The sequence below is a fragment of the Parapedobacter sp. genome (genome assembly GCF_035556095.1).
GTDB lineage: Bacteria > Bacteroidota > Bacteroidia > Sphingobacteriales > Sphingobacteriaceae > Parapedobacter.
In genome coordinates this window covers 283,160-299,101 of the sequence record NZ_DATMFT010000018.1, presented here as the reverse complement: position 1 = coordinate 299,101, position 15,942 = coordinate 283,160, and the positions used below count along the sequence as shown (strand labels likewise).

The following is a 15,942-nucleotide window of genomic DNA, read 5'->3' as shown; positions in this document are numbered from 1 at the left end:
CCGGTTAAGGGTGTTGTAAGACGGTGCCGACGGACAGCCATAGGAGCAATTGCAGCCATTGGTGCTGGGTTAGCCCTGTGCGGAGGTGCTTCAATGCTTGGGTCAGGTAGTTTTCCACCGTTCGGGTCGAAATACCCATCTCGGTTGCGACTTCGGCGATGTTTTTGTGTTCAAACCGGCTTAGCCGGAACGCCTGCTGGCACTTGGGCGGCAAAGAAGCCAGATGCTCCTCAATCACGGCGTGGAGGTCGGTCATGTCCATGAGGTCTTGCGTTTCGTTGCCGAGGGTTGAGACAGCAAACAACGCCAAATGGTCCGCATACTTTTGCTGCATCTTCTCCGAGCGGATGTAGCCTAGAATCTGGTATTTGGCAGCGCCAAAGAGGTACGATTCCAGCGAAGACCTGATGTTAAGTTCAGCGCGGCGTGCCCAAAGGGATAAAAACACTTCCTGCAACAGCTCCTCGCTCACCGCCCGATTATGCACGCGCCCGAAGATGTACTGCAGCAGTTTGGCTGCCGACCGGTGGTAAATCTGCTCAAATGCCAAGTGGTTGCCCCGCTTAAGCGAAGCAATCAATGTCGCATCGTCTGTATTGAACAGGTCATCGGCGCTATCCATTGAAACAAAGCTACAATAATCGGAGGCAAAAAGAAACTTAATAAAAAATTAACAGCCCACTGTGTGTTCGCGGGCAGTTGTGCTACTTACCTTATAATGAAAAGAAACAAATTCGATGAACTGATCAGGGATTACCAGGAAGGCCGCCTTAGTGGGAAGCTGCTGGAAACCATGGATGCTTGGTTTGACTCCCTTCCGGGCTCGGCACACGAATGGTGGTCGGAAGCAGACATCGAACGGCTCCACGACGAAATCGACAGGCGTCGCCGCCTTGATGCGCGGACCATCCGGATGCGTCGGTTGTTGCGGTATGCGGCTGTTTTGATTTCCGCGCTGGCAATCGCATTTTTCTTTTGGCAGCAGGAACAGGAAACGAACGAGCAGCCGCTCGCCGCCAGCGAAATCTTACCCGGCGGAAACAAAGCGACCCTGACCCTAGCCGATGGAACAGTCGTCGATTTAAGTGCAGATCAGACCGGGATCGTCATTGGTTCCGACAACATCACCTATGCCGATGGTTCTGACATCGTCGGGGAGGGTGGCGAGCAGTTGGCAGACATCAAAGAGCTGGTGTTGACCACCCCTAAAGGAGGTACCTATCAGGTTACCCTTCCAGATGGAAGCCGGGTATGGCTAAACGCCGTTTCCACATTGAAATATCCAAATCGCTTCCATGGCGATAAACGGGTTGTGAAGCTGGAGGGCGAAGGGTATTTCGACGTCGCTGAAGATCGCCGACGGCCTTTCAGCGTGCTTAGCAAGGGCCAGGAGGTGGCCGTATTGGGTACCCAATTCAATATCAGTGCCTATCCGGATGAAACAGCTTCCAAGACGACGTTGGTAACCGGCAGTGTGCAGATCGTTAACCTGGCGACTAACGTTGCCCATCGGTTAAATCCGGGAGAGCAAAGCACTGTACACGGACTATCCACCAGCGTTGACAAGGTCGATACCGACCTATTTACGGCGTGGAAGGATGGCTTTTTCTATTTTGACCGGTTGCCTACGCCGGCGGCCATCGCCCAATTGGCCCGATGGTATGATCTTGACGTCGTCTACCAGGGCAAATTGGCAAATGTCAATATGTTCGCTTACATCGCACGGGACAAGCCGTTGGATGCCGTGCTGAAATCGTTAGCGAAAAGTGGATTGCAGTTTAAGTTGGACCGGTCGGACAATCGGCCGCAATTGATCGTATTGGGCGAGCAATAAACCCTCGCACCAGCTAAACAATGATTTCGATATAACTAATCAATAAACGCTAAATAGGAAACGATGAAGACATAACCATTTGTATAACCATTGAGTTTATCCGTCAAAAAAACGGATGATGCTTGCAACATCACCCGTTTGAATCGTCTGGATTTGATTGTCGGCCGGTATTCAAGCACGGGCCGAAAACTAGTTGTTAACCATCCAAACAGGACAAATATATGATTTTTACACCAGGTGTAGGGGGAGGTTACTGGCCCTTTAAATTCCGATTTTTACTGATTATGAAATTGGCAATTTTCTTGACATTTGCTTTTGCAACCTATGCCGTTGCCGAAAGCAAAGCGCAACTGATTACGCTCAGCGCCAAAAACATGCCCCTTCGGGAGGTCATGAAGGAAGTGCAGAAGCAACAGGGATATTCTTTTTTATTCCGGGGCGATAAGATTGCAGATACCCCGATAGACGTGCAGGTAACGCAAATGGAGCTCAGCGATGCGATGCGTGCCATTTTGAACGACCATGGACTCGATTGGTCGGTCAACGACGGCATCATCACGATCATGGCGAAGCCTGATCTGCCGGTGGTACCTGCGAAATCGCCGCCCCAACGTGTCGTTACAGGAACCGTTACCGATGAGGCGGGAAATCCGCTGGAGGGGGTGACGGTCGCGGTGCAACCCCCCTCGCAGGCGGTCACTACCGACGTGGAGGGCAATTACCAGATCCCCGTTTCGGGGCCAACCGCCGTTTTGGTGTTCACCATGGTCGGCTATGAGCGGCATGAAACCGTGGTGACGGGCCAACCGCGCGTAGACGTCGTTTTAACAGCCACCGTTAGCGACCTCGACGAGGTGGTGGTGGTCGGCTATGGCACACAGCGGAAAGCCACGCTGACGGGGTCGGTGAGTTCCATCAAAGGTGATGATCTCGTATCCACTAAGAACGAGAGTGTCGTGAATATGCTGGCTGGGAAAATGGCCGGTGTGCGCGTCGTGCAATCCTCCGGCGAACCGGGTGCGTTTGCGTCGAATGTCCAGATCAGGGGGCTTGGAACACCACTATTCATTATTGATGGGGTGCCCCGCAACAATATCGCCCGGCTTGATGCCAATGAGATCGAAAGCGTCTCGGTGTTGAAAGATGCCTCGGCCGCCATCTACGGTGTGCGCGCATCAAATGGCGTGGTGCTGATTACCACCAAAAGCGGCAGTAAGAAGCCTGCCAATTTTGAGTACTCCGCATATTACGGCACACAAACGCCGATAAACACACCCAAAGGGCTCAATGCGGTGCAATTCATGGAGCTGACCAACGAGAATAACGTCATGCGGGGGTCCGTACCGGCGGGAACGTTGGTTTATTCGCCCGACCTGATTGAGCAATACCGCAGCGGCCAACGCACGGGGACGGAATGGCACCGTATCCAAACGAATTATTACGCCCCGCAGACTCAGCACAATCTGCAGCTGACCGGTGGGTCGGAGGCAACGGACTATTTCGTCAACTTCACGTATTTCGATCAAGACGGCCTTTATAAAAATGGCGATATCAACTATGAGCGATACAACTTTCGCACAAACCTCAATGCCCACATTGCGAAGGGACTGAAGGCCGAGCTCCGGTTAGGAGCTATGGCCGACACGCGCAACAGGCCGTACGAGGAGTCAACGAGTTTTTGGCGGGCCGTGTGGACCTATACCCCGATTACACCCGCCTATGCGAACTATGACCGGGCCTATATGCAAAACACCGAGCAGGGTTTAAACCCGCTGGCGATCACCGATTCGGATATCGTCGGTTACCGGAGAGATAACCAGAAAATGTTTCAGTCTACCGGAAGCCTGGTATGGGATGTGCCTTGGTTATCCGGCCTCAATGCCAAAGCTTCCTATTCGTATGATTTTACCTTCTTTGAAGACAAATCGCTCCAGAAGCCCTACTACCTGTACGACTACGACCTGAACAACGACGAATACCTCCCCAAACGCTATGGCGACCCGGCAGCTGGGGCAAACTCGTCGATATCGCGGAAAGCCAGATTTGGCAAGAATTCATTGTTGCAGTTCGCGTTGAACTACGACAAAACATTCGGAGACCATCAACTCGGTGTTTTGGGGCTATACGAAGAGGGTGTTACCAACATGGACAATTTTTTTGCCAACGGCTACATCCAGATGACGTCTATCGAGGAGCTACTGGGCGCCACGCGCGAGAGCTTAACCGGGGGTATGAACGGCAGCGCGTACACGCAGGGCGCTACAGATGGGTTATGGACCGTTGCCAACAAAGCGTTGGTGGGCCGGCTGACCTATCAGTTCCGTGACCGGTACAACCTCGAATTCGCGGCACGTTATGACGGCTCATCCAAATTTGCGCCGGGCCGCCAATGGGGCTTCTTCCCTTCCGTGCTGGGTGGATGGCGAATATCCGAGGAGCCTTTTTTCCAAAACTCGTCGGCCCTATCGTTTGTCGACCTGTTTAAGCTCCGGGCATCTTACGGGATAACCGGCGACGACATTACGGCCACGTTCCAGTTCGTTCCCGGCTATGAATATCCCGGCGGGAATACCGATTGGTGGCCCATATTCTTAGGGGGTCAGCCCCGCGAAACCATCAACCTTAAGGGCACGCCCAACTTAGACCTCACCTGGTATGAGTCGCGGATCTATAACATTGGATTGGATGCCGACATGTGGGGCGGGCTCCTGGGGTTTGAAGTCGACGTGTTCCGTAGAAACCGGAGCGGCTTGATGAACACCCGCACGGGTACCATCCCTGACTGGATAGGCGAGAGCTTTGCCCAGGAAAACCTCGATAGCGATGCCACGCAGGGCTTCGATGTTAATGTACGGCATCGGAACATCACGGCCGGTGACTTTGCCTATAGTGCTGCGGCAAATATCAGCTTCACGCGGCATAAGCGCACATCCGTCACGCGCGTCCCTTCAGACAACCAATACGCCGATTGGCGCGGCAATACCAATGACCGGTGGTCGGACATCTGGTGGGGATATCAGTCGCTCGGCCAGTTTCAGGATTACGAAGAAATATGGTCGCACGCCAAATACGTATCCAACAACGCCGGCAATTCCGAACTGAAGCCCGGGGACTACAAGTACCTGGATTGGAATGAAGACGGCGTGATCGATGATAAGGATATCTATCCCTTGATGAGCGGCAATTACGGGCAGCAAAGCATTCCTATGCTTTCTTACGGTATGGTGTTAGATGCGCAATACAAAGGTTTTGATGTAAACGTTGTTTTCCAGGGGGGTGCCCTTGGCACGGTGATGTACGACTGGATTTTGGCCAGGCCGTTTATCTCTGACCAAAGCGGCCCGGCCTACTTCTACGACCGTTGGCATATGGCAGATCCCACGGCCGATCCGCTGGATCCACGCACGGTTTGGGTTCCGGGGCAGCTGCCAACCACAAGTCAGGGTAGCCCCGCCATGTCGTTCAATGCCGCGGCATCCACCAGCACCATCAACCGCACGGATTACCTGCGGTGCAAATCGGTAGAGCTGGGGTATTCATTGCCGCAGAAAGCCACGAGCTGGGTGGGCACGAGTGGTATCCGCGTATTCGCGAGTGCCTACAATTTATTCACCATTACCGGACTGAATTACCTGGATCCCGAGCACCCAAGCAGCAGCTATGGCTTGGTGTATCCGTTAATCCGTACCGTAAATGTAGGTGCAACCATTAAATTATAAAGAAAATGAGAACAACCGTATATCACTATATCCAATTGTTGGCTTTAGGCGTGCTATTGTCGGTTAGCCAGGCCTGCAATACATTAGACATCGAGCCGGTAAACAACCTCACCGCTACCCAGGTGTTTAAAAGCGAGGCCGGTGTGGAAGCTGTTATTGCCACGTGCTACGCCAATTTGCCCATTGCGGCCCACAATGCCAGTGTGCACGGGCTCCGCGGCGACCCCGATATGCCTTTTTCCAACTGGAACAACCCCAGCATTCTTACCGGCGAAGCCCAGGTGCCGCCCCTGCGGGTGGGTATGGCCCCAAAAACCCTTTCGGGGGCGCACCTGTCGTGGTGGGACTACGGTGCGATCCGCTACGTCAACATCGCCATTCACGAATTGGAAGCCAACGCAACCGTGTTTACGTCCAACGCCGAGCAGTACCGGCATTGGCTGGGCGAATTGTATTTCTGCCGGGCTTACATGTATGCCTACATGGTCAAAAGTTTCGGTGGCGTTCCCATCGTCAAGCAGTCGGTTTCCTACGTAGGGCTGTCTGAAGAGGAGCTGTACATACCCCGCAATACCGAAAACGAGGTGGTTGATTTCATCGGTGAGGATTTGGATATGGCCATGGAGCTCATGGGTCCGAACGAAGTGATGACCGGCCGCGCCAACCGGTACATAGCGGCCAATCTGAAAGCTCGCGTCATGCTATTCGCTGCCAGCGAGGCCAAGAATGGTATCGTCCAGCTCGACGGGCTGGTGGGCATACCGCGTTCCAAGCAGACCGATTATTATAAAAAAGCATACGAGGCCGCGCAGTTCGCCATAGATAACGGCGGGAAGTACATGCTGTACGACCGGTATGACGACGGCAGTATTGACGGAAAGACGACCAATTTCTGGAACCTGTTTATCGATGAGTCGAGTGCCAATAAAGAGCGGATGTTTGTGAAGGAATACGATGCATCCGGCGCCATCAACCGGCCCGAGAACTGGTCGGCCCGCCAGCTACCCCATGGGTTCACTACCCAGGCCAACAGCGGTGAGCTATCGGTCACCACCGAATGGATGGAACTGTTTGAAGATGTGGATGGCAACCCGTTTGTGCTGAACGTCGGCACCGCAAGCAACCCCGTGCGGTACGCCGATCCCCTCGATCTTTTCCAGAAGGCGCAACCCCGCCTGCGGGCCACGGTGCTTTTGCCCGGCAGCACCATTCCCGGCAAAGGCCCCGATGCCGTATTTGAAGTGCGAAAAGGCATCTACGAAAGCTATCCCAACGGCACGCTGCACGAATCGTCCAATTTTACTGATACCTACCAGGGGATGCCGATCCAGGGGCGGAGTGGCGTGGGCAACCCCAACACCAACGGCAACGGAGCGGTGGTATGGAAATACGTAGATCCGAATGCCACGGGCGTGGATTGGGCCGGCAATGTGGATTGGATCGAAATGCGTTATGCCGAAGTGCTGCTGAATAAAGCAGAAGCCGCGGTGAATATCATTGGAGAAGAAGTCGGGGGGCAGGTAATTACGATGGATGACGCCCTTGCCGCGATCAATCCGGTACGCTCCCGCGCGGGTCTGCCCGCCCTGGCTACGGTTGATGAAGCCAAAGTCATTCAAGAGCGGCGATGCGAGCTTGCGTTTGAAAACCATTTGCTGTGGGACCTGAAACGGTGGCGGATGTTTGAATCCGTCTTGCAAAATAAAACCTACCATGCGCTTTATCCCTATTACATCTACGACGAGGGGCGTTATATCTTCAAAAAGCATAACCGCATCGAGCTGCAATACACGTTTGATGCAAAGGCTTACTATGCGCCTATTCCGGGCGGAGCGATAAATCGCAACCCCAATCTGTTACCAAATAACCCTGGGTACTAAAATATCATGAACATGAAGAAATCAGTTTATTGGATAGCCTTTTTTATAGCCGTTGGCCTATGGTCATGCGAGACCGACTCGTACCCATTGCCGGGTGAGACGCTGCAAGGCAGTTTGATCGATCCGGACGGATCGCCACTCATCACCGAGCAACCCCACGGGTTCAAAATCCGTTTGCTGGAAGATGGGGGCACGCAGTTTTACGACTTCTGGGGCAAGGCCGATGGCACCTTCAAAAACACGAAGCTGTTTCCGGCAACCTACACCATTGTGCCCATCGATGGGCCTTTCTTTCCGGTAGATGCCAAAATCAGGGAAGTCAGCGGCGTGGTGTCTGTCGATTTTACCGTGATACCGTTTGCCAAGATCGATGCCGATATCACGATGGATCAGCAGCATGTGAAAGCCACTTTCCGCATTGCGAAAGCCGCCGGCGCCGGCAAAATAAAAGATGCCCAGCTGCTCCTTTCGAAATGGAACCCCAACGTGGGTATGTACAGCAAAAACTGGAACAAGTCGCTCGACCTTGCGGGCGTCACCGATGTGGACATCCAGAACGGGGCACAGGAGCTGGTGCTGGAAAACGTACTGGAAAGTGGCGTTACCTATTATGCACGCGTAGCGGTGCTGTGTGAAAATCAACTGGGGAGGTACAACCTTTCGGAGGTTACCGAACTGATTGCGGATTAAAAGAACTGATAACGAATATGAAAAGCCCTATATTGATTACTTGGCTGGCGGTTTTAGGTTTAAGCCTAGTCGTCGGCTGCCAAGATGATTACGACCCCATTGGAAATAATAAGCCCGCAACGAAACTGCGGGTCCCTATCCGGCATTTGTCATTTGATGGTACCGGCGGCACGTCGACGGTGGATGTCGTTACCAACGCCCCCGAAATCCGCATTAACAGCGCCCCGGAATGGGTGGCCTCGGCATCACTTACCGATGATAACACCAAGCTGACCATCGAGGTTGCCGGAAACGAGGCGTCGGACGAAATACGGACAGGAAGCATTGAGCTGACCACCGTAACGGGCCAGACCGAGTCGTCCATACGGCTGCAACTCGTCCAGGCCGGAAAAGGCGGCGCCATCGGTTTCGACCCGTTCGACCGCGATGTACTGGGGCCGGACTGGACGGCTACAAGTACCTCCGACGTGAAGATCGGCGCGGGGCAGGTTACCGTCACCGGTGCGCCCAACGGTATCGGCAATAGCCTCTATTTCCTGAACCCGAAGGGGCTGGTGGCGCAGCAGAACGGCGGTGTAGGCAATACTGTTACGGCCTATGTTGATATCAAAACCGGCCCCGGCATCGAGGGCGGATTAAAAGCATACCACGACCCCGCCACGGGCGGGGAGTTCAAATTCTTTTTCACGATGAATGGCGAGCAAAACGGCGCTTTCTATGCCTTCAGGCATAGTGGCGGCCAGGATAATCCGCTGGCGCTGGGCGATGCCATACCGGGTCCCGGCATGCCGCCCGTGCCACCCGTGGGCGAGCGCGACGAATACATGCGCATTACGTTCACGAATGTTACCACCGCACCCTTTTGGTGGCAGAGCGAGGTCAATATCTATTCCCTGCAAACCCGAAATGGGGAGACCAACGTCTTGGAAAAGCACTTTAGCCGCAAGTTTGAAATCGATATGCCGAAACCGGAACCGGGGTACTTTGGTTTATGGGGGCGGTTCGGCGATGTCGTGTTCCGTAATTTCACGCTATCGGCGCAGCAACATTAACCGTTACAAGCAATACGTTATAAACTCGTTAAAAGATATGTTTTTAAATAAGAAAGTCAATAAGGCCCAATGGAGTGGCATTTCTCTTGTGATTGCTGTGGCGATTGCCCTGGTAAGCGGATGCAAGGACACGGCTGCCGATAACGGCTCGGCCGTTTACACCGTGAGTTTTGAAACCGAAGGGGGCGTTCCGGCGCCAGCACCCCAGCGTGTAAGCGGCGGTGAGCGTGTGGGCGCACCGGCTGAAGAGCCGATTAAAGAAGGGGAGATGTTTGCCGGATGGTATACAGCGGCGGGCGAGCGGGTGGATTTTAATTCCGAGCGGGTCAATGGCGATATGACCCTGTATGCCAGGTGGTGGACCGGCCCCGAGCAGTTTATCTTCATTAATGGAATCGATCTGGATTTCCTGTATGCCCGTATCAGCAACCACTTCGGCAAGCAGTCGGGGCAACGCATTGCCGTGGGGCAGTCGTTTATTTTATACTGTTTTGAGCGTCCGCGCGAGGTGATGGTGCACAATTTGCGCGAGCACCTGGCCCAGTCGCTTGAATTTGAGATTCCCGTGTTGGTGCAGCTGGATGCGATCACCTTCATGGACGCCCGCCCGGACCTATGGAACTGGTGGGACGAGTCGGCCCCCGGTTACGACCCCCGGAACCGCGACAATGTGGAGTGGACCTCGTGGTCATCGGCGGATGCCGTAAAAATCGGATGGCTGAACTGGGGGCAACAGATCCGGCTTACGCCGATGCCGAATCTGCTGAGCCCCACCTACCGTCAGGCGGTAAACGAGCAGATGGGCGAATTTATCGCCATTGTCAACGAATGGTACGAGGGCCTTCCCACCAACAAGAAGTGGCTGTTTGCCGGCATCAAGGTAACCGGCGAAATGGCCATCGGCGTCAACAACTGGCACTACCCGGATGGTAACAGCTATGTCGGGCATCCCGCTTCGCAAGACCCTACCTATGGCATCAATGTATATGATTTCCCGAGCCGCGGTGTGCAGACCATCGGCTATGCCGCATTGAAGACCGGTGGCTTGAAGACGGACGGGCACATTACCGGCGAAGACATCGGCCAGCTTGCCCAACGGCATAGCGAATTGGTGAGCAAACTGTGCTTCGATGCCGGGGTGCCGCGCACGAAGATCTTTGCCCATGCGGGCGGAGCCGGGCACGATTTGGAGGCCTGTTTGAATGCATATGCCAGCCCGTCCTGGAGTTTTTACCTAGGCGATGCCACCAGTCCCTCGGCATTCACTGCGGCGCTGGAACTGAGTGCCCGTTCTGATGCACCTTATTTCGGTATCGCCGAATGGTCCATCGGCGGAGCCACGGATGCCAAGGCGTGGACCGATCCGATAAAGGAAGGGCTGGCCCTGGAGAAATGCAGGTTCCTGAGTATTTACGACAACGTCGTGGGAAGCGATCTGTTCCACAGGTCGCCCAATCCTTCGGCCGTGGCCGGTATACGTGCCGCGCAACACTAATTCATTCATCATCACAATTTTTACATCTATGGTTCCTATCCGCTATCATCGGCTTATCGGCATCGTTGTTATGGCCGTTTGCGTGGTGCTGGGCGTGGCGGCTTGCTCGACCACCAGTCCAGGTGCCCAAGCGCCCGACATCCAGTATATTTTAGTCAACTTCACCGACCCGTCCGAAGCAGCGTTCCAAGAAGTGGCCCGTACCATCGGGGAGCAGAAAAACCCAGCCGTAAAAGTGGGTGTTGGTGTCATTGTCTCGTACTTAAGCTACCCGCCTGAAGAAGCCGCGGCCAGGCTACGGAGGTACCTGTCGTATGCCGAGCAATACGACCTACCAATCATCGTGCAGATCGATGGCGAGCAATGGTTGGAAAACCGCCCCGACCTGTGGAATTGGTGGGACCCGGACCAACCGGGGTTCAACCCCGAAAACCGGCACAATGTGGAGTGGACGAGCTGGGATCCGGCTGATGCTGTTAAGATTGGGTGGCGGGACTGGGGCCGGCAGCTGCGCGTGCTGCCCATGCCCAACCTCATGAGCCCCGCCTACCGCGAAGCCTGCCGCGCCGAAATGGAAAAGCTGGTTCCCATCGTGGTCGACTGGTACGCGGGGCTGCCAGAAGAGAAGCGCTACCTATTTGTCGGCGTAAAAGTGGGGTGGGAGAGCTCCATCGGCGTTAACAACTGGTACTACCCGGATGGGAATGACCTGCTCGACCGTCCGGAGAAGGACGACCCGAAATTCGGGAAAACCATTGACGATTTGCCGAGCCGCGGTGTAACGGCCATGGGTTATGCCGCGGTGACTACGCTGGGGCTGGCCAACGGCAGCGAACTGACCGAAGAACACCTCACCGAGGTGGTCCGTGTGCACCTGGAAGACCTTAGCCGCACCTGCGCGCAACTGGGTGTGCCCCGCGATCACCTGTTTACACATAGTGGGGGCTGGAGCCAGGGGGAATCCCTGTATACTGCCGCGCTCAACGAGTACGCCAGCCCGGGCTGGAGCTTTTACGACTTCGCGGGCAACCCCTCGCTGGATACGACAGCCATGAATGCATTGGCAATGAGCGATGCGCCGTATTGGGGAGCAGTGGAGTGGCTTTACAACGGCAAGCATGCCGATGATTGGCACACGGCAATCACGCAAACCTTGTCCCTACCCGCTATCAAGTACCTCTGCATTTACAATTGGGAAGGGATACGGGCGGACGAACAGTCGGTAAACGCCATAAAGCAGTTTATGGGGCAATAGGTCTGAAATATCGCATCGCTGTAAACCAAAATATGCTATCTTTAAGCCATCTAACTCATGTGCTAACAGCAAATAAACAGCTCAAACGATGCCATACAATAGGAGAACATTTATACAGCATGCCTCGGCGGCCGTGGCGGGGAGTATTGTTGTTCCCAGCCTAGCGTGGGGAAAAAAACACACCGTAATAGGTGCCAATGACAGATTGAATGTAGCATTGATCGGTTGCAAAAATATGGGGTGGGCCAACCTCACGGATTTTTTGACCCAAGAAAACACGCGATGCGTAGCGCTATGCGATATCGACCGGGGTATACTCGATGCCCGCGCCGCAGAGCTAAAGAACTTACAGGGAGCGGCCCCCGACGTGTATGGCGACTACCGGAAAATGCTTGATCGCCAGGATGTAGACATCGTCATCATCGCCACGCCTGATCATTGGCACTGCCTGCAATTTGTGGATGCTTGTAAAGCCGGCAAGCACGTTTATATTGAAAAGCCGATAGGGAACAGCATTGCGGAATGCGATGTGATGGTGCGTGCCGCTCAACGTTATGGAAACATTGTGCAAGTGGGGCAACAGCAACGAAGCGGCAAACTGTGGAAGGATATGGTTGCTTACATTCAAACGGGCCAGCTGGGGCGAATCGGTAACGTGCACGTGTGGGCCAATTTTGGTTATGCGGCGCTGGGGTCGCCTGTTCCCGATAGCTCCGTTCCGCAAGGTGTCGATTTCGATACCTGGCTGGGCCCTGCCCGCCAACGTCCGTTTAATCCGCAGCGGTTCCACGGCGTGTGGCGTCTTTTCTGGGACTATGGCGGCGGGTTGATGACGGATTGGGGCGTTCACCTGCTCGATATGGCACTCTGGGCGATGGATATCGACCACCTGGATGTAACTATCGCCGCTCGCGGAGGCAATTTCCTGTATCCCGAAGGCGCACATGAGACGTTTGATACACAGCATGTAATCTACGGATTTGATCATTTCACCATGACGTGGGAAAATCATGCCAGACCAGAACCGGGGCCTTACGGTAAACACTATGGGGTTCTTTTTAATGGAACCAATGGAACATTGGTGGCAAACCGGGAAAGCTGGGAAGTATATCCGGATCGTGAAAAAATAGCAGTAGAAAAACGAACGACGGACCATCAGGATCACCGGGATCATGTGAATGATTTCCTTACGTGCATTAAAGAAGGCCGGCGAAACACCGCTTGTCCCATCGAAGTAGGAAGCCTGTGTGCTAAATACGCGCAGATCGGAAACATCAGCGCACGGATAGGCGGAGCAGCATTGCGGTATGACGACAACAAGCGAACGTTCAACAATAAAGCGGCGGACGCCTATCTCAAGCCCCGATACCGTACGCCCTGGGTTTTTCCTAACGTATAACACCCCGGCTACAGCATACGTGCCTCATCCGAAGTGACCACAGGTAACGCAACTTTAATGTATCTTTGCGCGCTTAACGCCCGAGCATGCGCGCATACATCCAGCTATTCGATTTTAAGCAGAAGGTAAATTACAAAACCGAGGTCCTCGCCGGGCTCACCGTGGCGATGACCATGATTCCCGAGTCGCTCTCATTTGCTATTCTAGCGGGGTTATCGCCGCTTACCGGCCTATACGCTGCGTTTCTGATGGGCTTGGTTACCGCCATTCTCGGTGGCCGGCCGGGCATGGTCTCGGGCGGTGCCGGGGCCACCATTGTGGTGCTCATCGCGCTGGCTAAGGGCCACGGCGTGGAATACCTGTTTGCAGCCGTGGTCCTCGCCGGGCTGCTGCAGTTCCTGGTGGGCGCATTCCGCCTCGGTAAGTTCGTGCGGCTTATCCCCCAACCGGTGATGTATGGGTTTCTGAACGGCCTCGCCGTCATCATTTTCATGGCACAGCTTGAGCAATTCAAGGTCGCCGACGGCGGTATCACCGCCTGGCTGTCCGGCATGCCGCTTTACATCATGGGCGGACTTACACTGCTCACCATCGCCATCGTGCTGGCGGTGCCGCGCATCACTAAGGTCGTCCCCGCCTCGCTCATCGCCATCCTCGTGGTTTTCGGCCTCGTGCTTGGGTTCGGTATCGATACCAAAACCGTGGGCGACATTGCCAGCATCCAAGGCGGTTTCCCGTCGTTCCACATCCCCATGGTGCCGTTTACGCTGGAGACCCTGCAAATCATTTTTCCTTTCGCTTTGGTGATGGCCGGCGTTGGGCTGGTAGAATCGCTGCTTACGTTATCCATGGTCGATGAAATTACCAATACGCGCGGCAGCGCCAATCGTGAAGCTTTGGCGCAGGGTACGGCCAACGTGGTAAACGGCTTCTTTGGTGGCATGGGAGGCTGTGCCATGGTGGCACAGACGTTGGTGAACCTCAACGCCGGCTCGCGCGCGCGGCTGGCCGGTATTGTTGCGGCCATCACTATCCTGCTCATCATCCTGGTTGGAGCGCCGGTCATCGAGCGCATCCCCATGGCTGCGCTGGTTGGCGTGATGGTGATGGTGGCCATCGGCACGTTCGAGTGGGTGTCGCTGCGGATCATCAACAAAATGCCCAAATCCGATATTTTCGTGGGTATGCTCGTTGCGGTCATCACCATTGTGCTCCACAACTTGGCGTTGGCGGTATTGGTCGGTGTGATCATCTCCGCGCTGGTATTCGCGTGGGACAATGCCAAGCGTATCCGTGCGCGCAAACATATCGATGCCACGGGTGCCAAGGTTTACGAGATTTATGGGCCGCTGTTTTTCGGTTCGGTAGCCTGCTTCTTGGAGAAGTTTGATGTCGAGGGCGATCCAGACCAAGTGGTCATCGACTTTCGGGAAAGCCGCGTGGCCGATATGAGTGCCATCGATGCGCTCAACAAAATCACGGCCCGCTATTCCGCGGCGGGCAAGCAGGTGGTGTTGAAACACCTCAGCACCGACTGCCGCAGTAAGCTCAAGAAAGCCGAAGGTATTATCGTGGTTACGTTGGCAGAAGACCCCACGTATAAAGTGGTTGCCGATCGATAGGCTTTTTTGCAAGTAAGTTACCAATTACGGCTTAATCGGGTCTATGCAATTGATTCCTCCTACACGTTTAAAATCTTTTACATTACGAGTGTACAGATCTAAATTATGGATTATTGCGGTTGCGGCGATAATGCTATCACCCAATTTTAGCTTATAACGTCTTCTTATTTCAATCGCTTCATCAAAAATTGGTTGGTCGGGCGTTATGATTGATACGTAATCAAACACGTCTAAAAAATACATTTGATCAGCATCATTTAAACCATGGTAGCCTAAGACCTCCACACGAGAAATTTCAGACACATAACAATGGCAAATCACGGTCTTCCCGTTCTCGTCTCTCCCATTCTGCTGCGTCTCCGAACTGACTTTTGTTTGTAGCTTTAAAATTTAATATACGATCCTTCAACGCATCCGCTCGCGATTCGTCAACCGACGTAGTTTTTCTCTCCACGCTTACCTTTAGTTTCCTTGCCAATGCAATAATCTTAGCGATGCTTTGCTCATTATTCGATTTAACAATCAATTCCATAGCGGTCGGATATTCTTACTTAGACACAAATCTAGCTAATCTTGCTGTTAAAAGCAAGCGCTATTCGGCGGCAATCAAACACGTGGTGTTGAAGCACCTCAGCACCGACTGCCGCAGTAAGCTCAAGAAAGCCGAAGGTATTATCGTGGTTACGTTGGCAGAAGACCCCACGTATAAGGCTACTCTTTATCCCGGGTATTGCGCACCAGCGAAATGCCCGACAGGAAAAAGATCAACCCGATGACGCCCACCACAATCAGCTCACGCGTCCCGCCCGTTTGCTGTACCACCATGGCACCGGTGTAGATGAGGCCCCCAATACCCAATATGGTAAGGATGGTGCCGAAAATTCGCTTTACATTCATATCCGAGCTGTTTAGCCGTTTAAGGATATACAAATAACCGCCCGGATTGTTGGGCTATAAAATTATTTTTTCCCTCCCACCCCCCCACGTTGCTACTTT

The 15,942-nt window shown here is 54.0% G+C and carries 13 protein-coding genes; 9 read left to right on the top strand and 4 right to left on the bottom strand.

Features of this window, described 5'->3' with window-relative positions:
• Positions 1-4 precede the first annotated feature (4 nt).
• Positions 5-622, bottom strand: a complete 618-nt coding sequence (locus tag VNQ80_RS09665) for an RNA polymerase sigma-70 factor (RefSeq protein ID WP_325637917.1) — start codon at positions 620-622, stop codon at positions 5-7.
• A gap of 96 nt (positions 623-718) precedes the next feature.
• Between VNQ80_RS09665 and VNQ80_RS09660 the strand changes: the two genes are divergently transcribed.
• From VNQ80_RS09660 to VNQ80_RS09620, 9 genes are all read left to right on the top strand, one after another.
• Positions 719-1,834 (top strand): FecR family protein, encoded by a 1,116-nt coding sequence (locus VNQ80_RS09660; protein WP_325637915.1) that lies wholly within the window; start codon positions 719-721, stop codon positions 1,832-1,834.
• A gap of 284 nt (positions 1,835-2,118) precedes the next feature.
• Positions 2,119-5,553: a SusC/RagA family TonB-linked outer membrane protein gene (locus tag VNQ80_RS09655; RefSeq protein ID WP_325637913.1), complete on the top strand. Its 3,435-nt coding sequence runs from the start codon at positions 2,119-2,121 to the stop codon at positions 5,551-5,553.
• 5 nt (positions 5,554-5,558) lie between these two features.
• The gene (locus tag VNQ80_RS09650) at positions 5,559-7,433 is read left to right on the top strand and encodes a RagB/SusD family nutrient uptake outer membrane protein (protein ID WP_325637909.1); all 1,875 of its coding nucleotides are present in this window, start codon (positions 5,559-5,561) and stop codon (positions 7,431-7,433) included.
• Between the two features lie 12 nt (positions 7,434-7,445).
• Positions 7,446-8,123, top strand: coding sequence for a DUF3823 domain-containing protein (locus VNQ80_RS09645; RefSeq protein ID WP_325637907.1), 678 nt, complete (start codon positions 7,446-7,448; stop codon positions 8,121-8,123).
• A 17-nt stretch (positions 8,124-8,140) separates the two neighbouring features.
• On the top strand, positions 8,141-9,175 hold the full coding sequence (locus tag VNQ80_RS09640; protein WP_325637905.1) for a hypothetical protein: 1,035 nt from the start codon (positions 8,141-8,143) through the stop codon (positions 9,173-9,175).
• A gap of 37 nt (positions 9,176-9,212) precedes the next feature.
• On the top strand, positions 9,213-10,670 hold the full coding sequence (locus VNQ80_RS09635; protein ID WP_325637903.1) for an InlB B-repeat-containing protein: 1,458 nt from the start codon (positions 9,213-9,215) through the stop codon (positions 10,668-10,670).
• 28 nt (positions 10,671-10,698) lie between these two features.
• On the top strand, positions 10,699-11,925 hold the full coding sequence (locus tag VNQ80_RS09630; RefSeq protein ID WP_325637901.1) for a hypothetical protein: 1,227 nt from the start codon (positions 10,699-10,701) through the stop codon (positions 11,923-11,925).
• Positions 11,926-12,013: 88 nt separating this feature from the next.
• Complete coding sequence (locus VNQ80_RS09625; RefSeq protein ID WP_325637899.1) at positions 12,014-13,324, top strand: Gfo/Idh/MocA family oxidoreductase; 1,311 nt, start codon at positions 12,014-12,016, stop codon at positions 13,322-13,324.
• Between the two features lie 86 nt (positions 13,325-13,410).
• Positions 13,411-14,946: a SulP family inorganic anion transporter gene (locus VNQ80_RS09620; RefSeq protein WP_325637897.1), complete on the top strand. Its 1,536-nt coding sequence runs from the start codon at positions 13,411-13,413 to the stop codon at positions 14,944-14,946.
• 24 nt (positions 14,947-14,970) lie between these two features.
• On the opposite strand, the gene VNQ80_RS09615 is transcribed toward VNQ80_RS09620, so the two are convergent.
• The 3 genes from VNQ80_RS09615 to VNQ80_RS09605 all read right to left on the bottom strand — a co-directional run bounded on the left by VNQ80_RS09615 (position 14,971) and on the right by VNQ80_RS09605 (position 15,843).
• Entirely contained in the window at positions 14,971-15,249 is a 279-nt protein-coding gene (locus VNQ80_RS09615; RefSeq protein ID WP_325637895.1) for a type II toxin-antitoxin system VapC family toxin, read from the bottom strand.
• On the bottom strand, positions 15,242-15,478 hold the full coding sequence (locus VNQ80_RS09610) for a hypothetical protein (protein ID WP_325637893.1): 237 nt from the start codon (positions 15,476-15,478) through the stop codon (positions 15,242-15,244). The genes VNQ80_RS09615 and VNQ80_RS09610 overlap by 8 nt, the downstream gene beginning before the upstream one ends.
• A gap of 179 nt (positions 15,479-15,657) precedes the next feature.
• Complete coding sequence (locus tag VNQ80_RS09605; protein WP_325637891.1) at positions 15,658-15,843, bottom strand: hypothetical protein; 186 nt, start codon at positions 15,841-15,843, stop codon at positions 15,658-15,660.
• Positions 15,844-15,942 lie beyond the last annotated feature (99 nt).

Bases quoted from the DNA above. Each gene is read 5' to 3' on its own strand.
- VNQ80_RS09665 (WP_325637917.1), bottom strand. From the start codon at position 622: ATGGATAGCGCCGATGACCTGTTCAATACAGACGATGCGACATTGATT.
- VNQ80_RS09660 (WP_325637915.1), top strand. From the start codon at position 719: ATGAAAAGAAACAAATTCGATGAACTGATCAGGGATTACCAGGAAGGC.
- VNQ80_RS09655 (WP_325637913.1), top strand. From the start codon at position 2,119: ATGAAATTGGCAATTTTCTTGACATTTGCTTTTGCAACCTATGCCGTT.
- VNQ80_RS09650 (WP_325637909.1), top strand. From the start codon at position 5,559: ATGAGAACAACCGTATATCACTATATCCAATTGTTGGCTTTAGGCGTG.
- VNQ80_RS09645 (WP_325637907.1), top strand. From the start codon at position 7,446: ATGAAGAAATCAGTTTATTGGATAGCCTTTTTTATAGCCGTTGGCCTA.
- VNQ80_RS09640 (WP_325637905.1), top strand. From the start codon at position 8,141: ATGAAAAGCCCTATATTGATTACTTGGCTGGCGGTTTTAGGTTTAAGC.
- VNQ80_RS09635 (WP_325637903.1), top strand. From the start codon at position 9,213: ATGTTTTTAAATAAGAAAGTCAATAAGGCCCAATGGAGTGGCATTTCT.
- VNQ80_RS09630 (WP_325637901.1), top strand. From the start codon at position 10,699: ATGGTTCCTATCCGCTATCATCGGCTTATCGGCATCGTTGTTATGGCC.
- VNQ80_RS09625 (WP_325637899.1), top strand. From the start codon at position 12,014: ATGCCATACAATAGGAGAACATTTATACAGCATGCCTCGGCGGCCGTG.
- VNQ80_RS09620 (WP_325637897.1), top strand. From the start codon at position 13,411: ATGCGCGCATACATCCAGCTATTCGATTTTAAGCAGAAGGTAAATTAC.
- VNQ80_RS09610 (WP_325637893.1), bottom strand. From the start codon at position 15,478: ATGGAATTGATTGTTAAATCGAATAATGAGCAAAGCATCGCTAAGATT.
- VNQ80_RS09605 (WP_325637891.1), bottom strand. From the start codon at position 15,843: ATGAATGTAAAGCGAATTTTCGGCACCATCCTTACCATATTGGGTATT.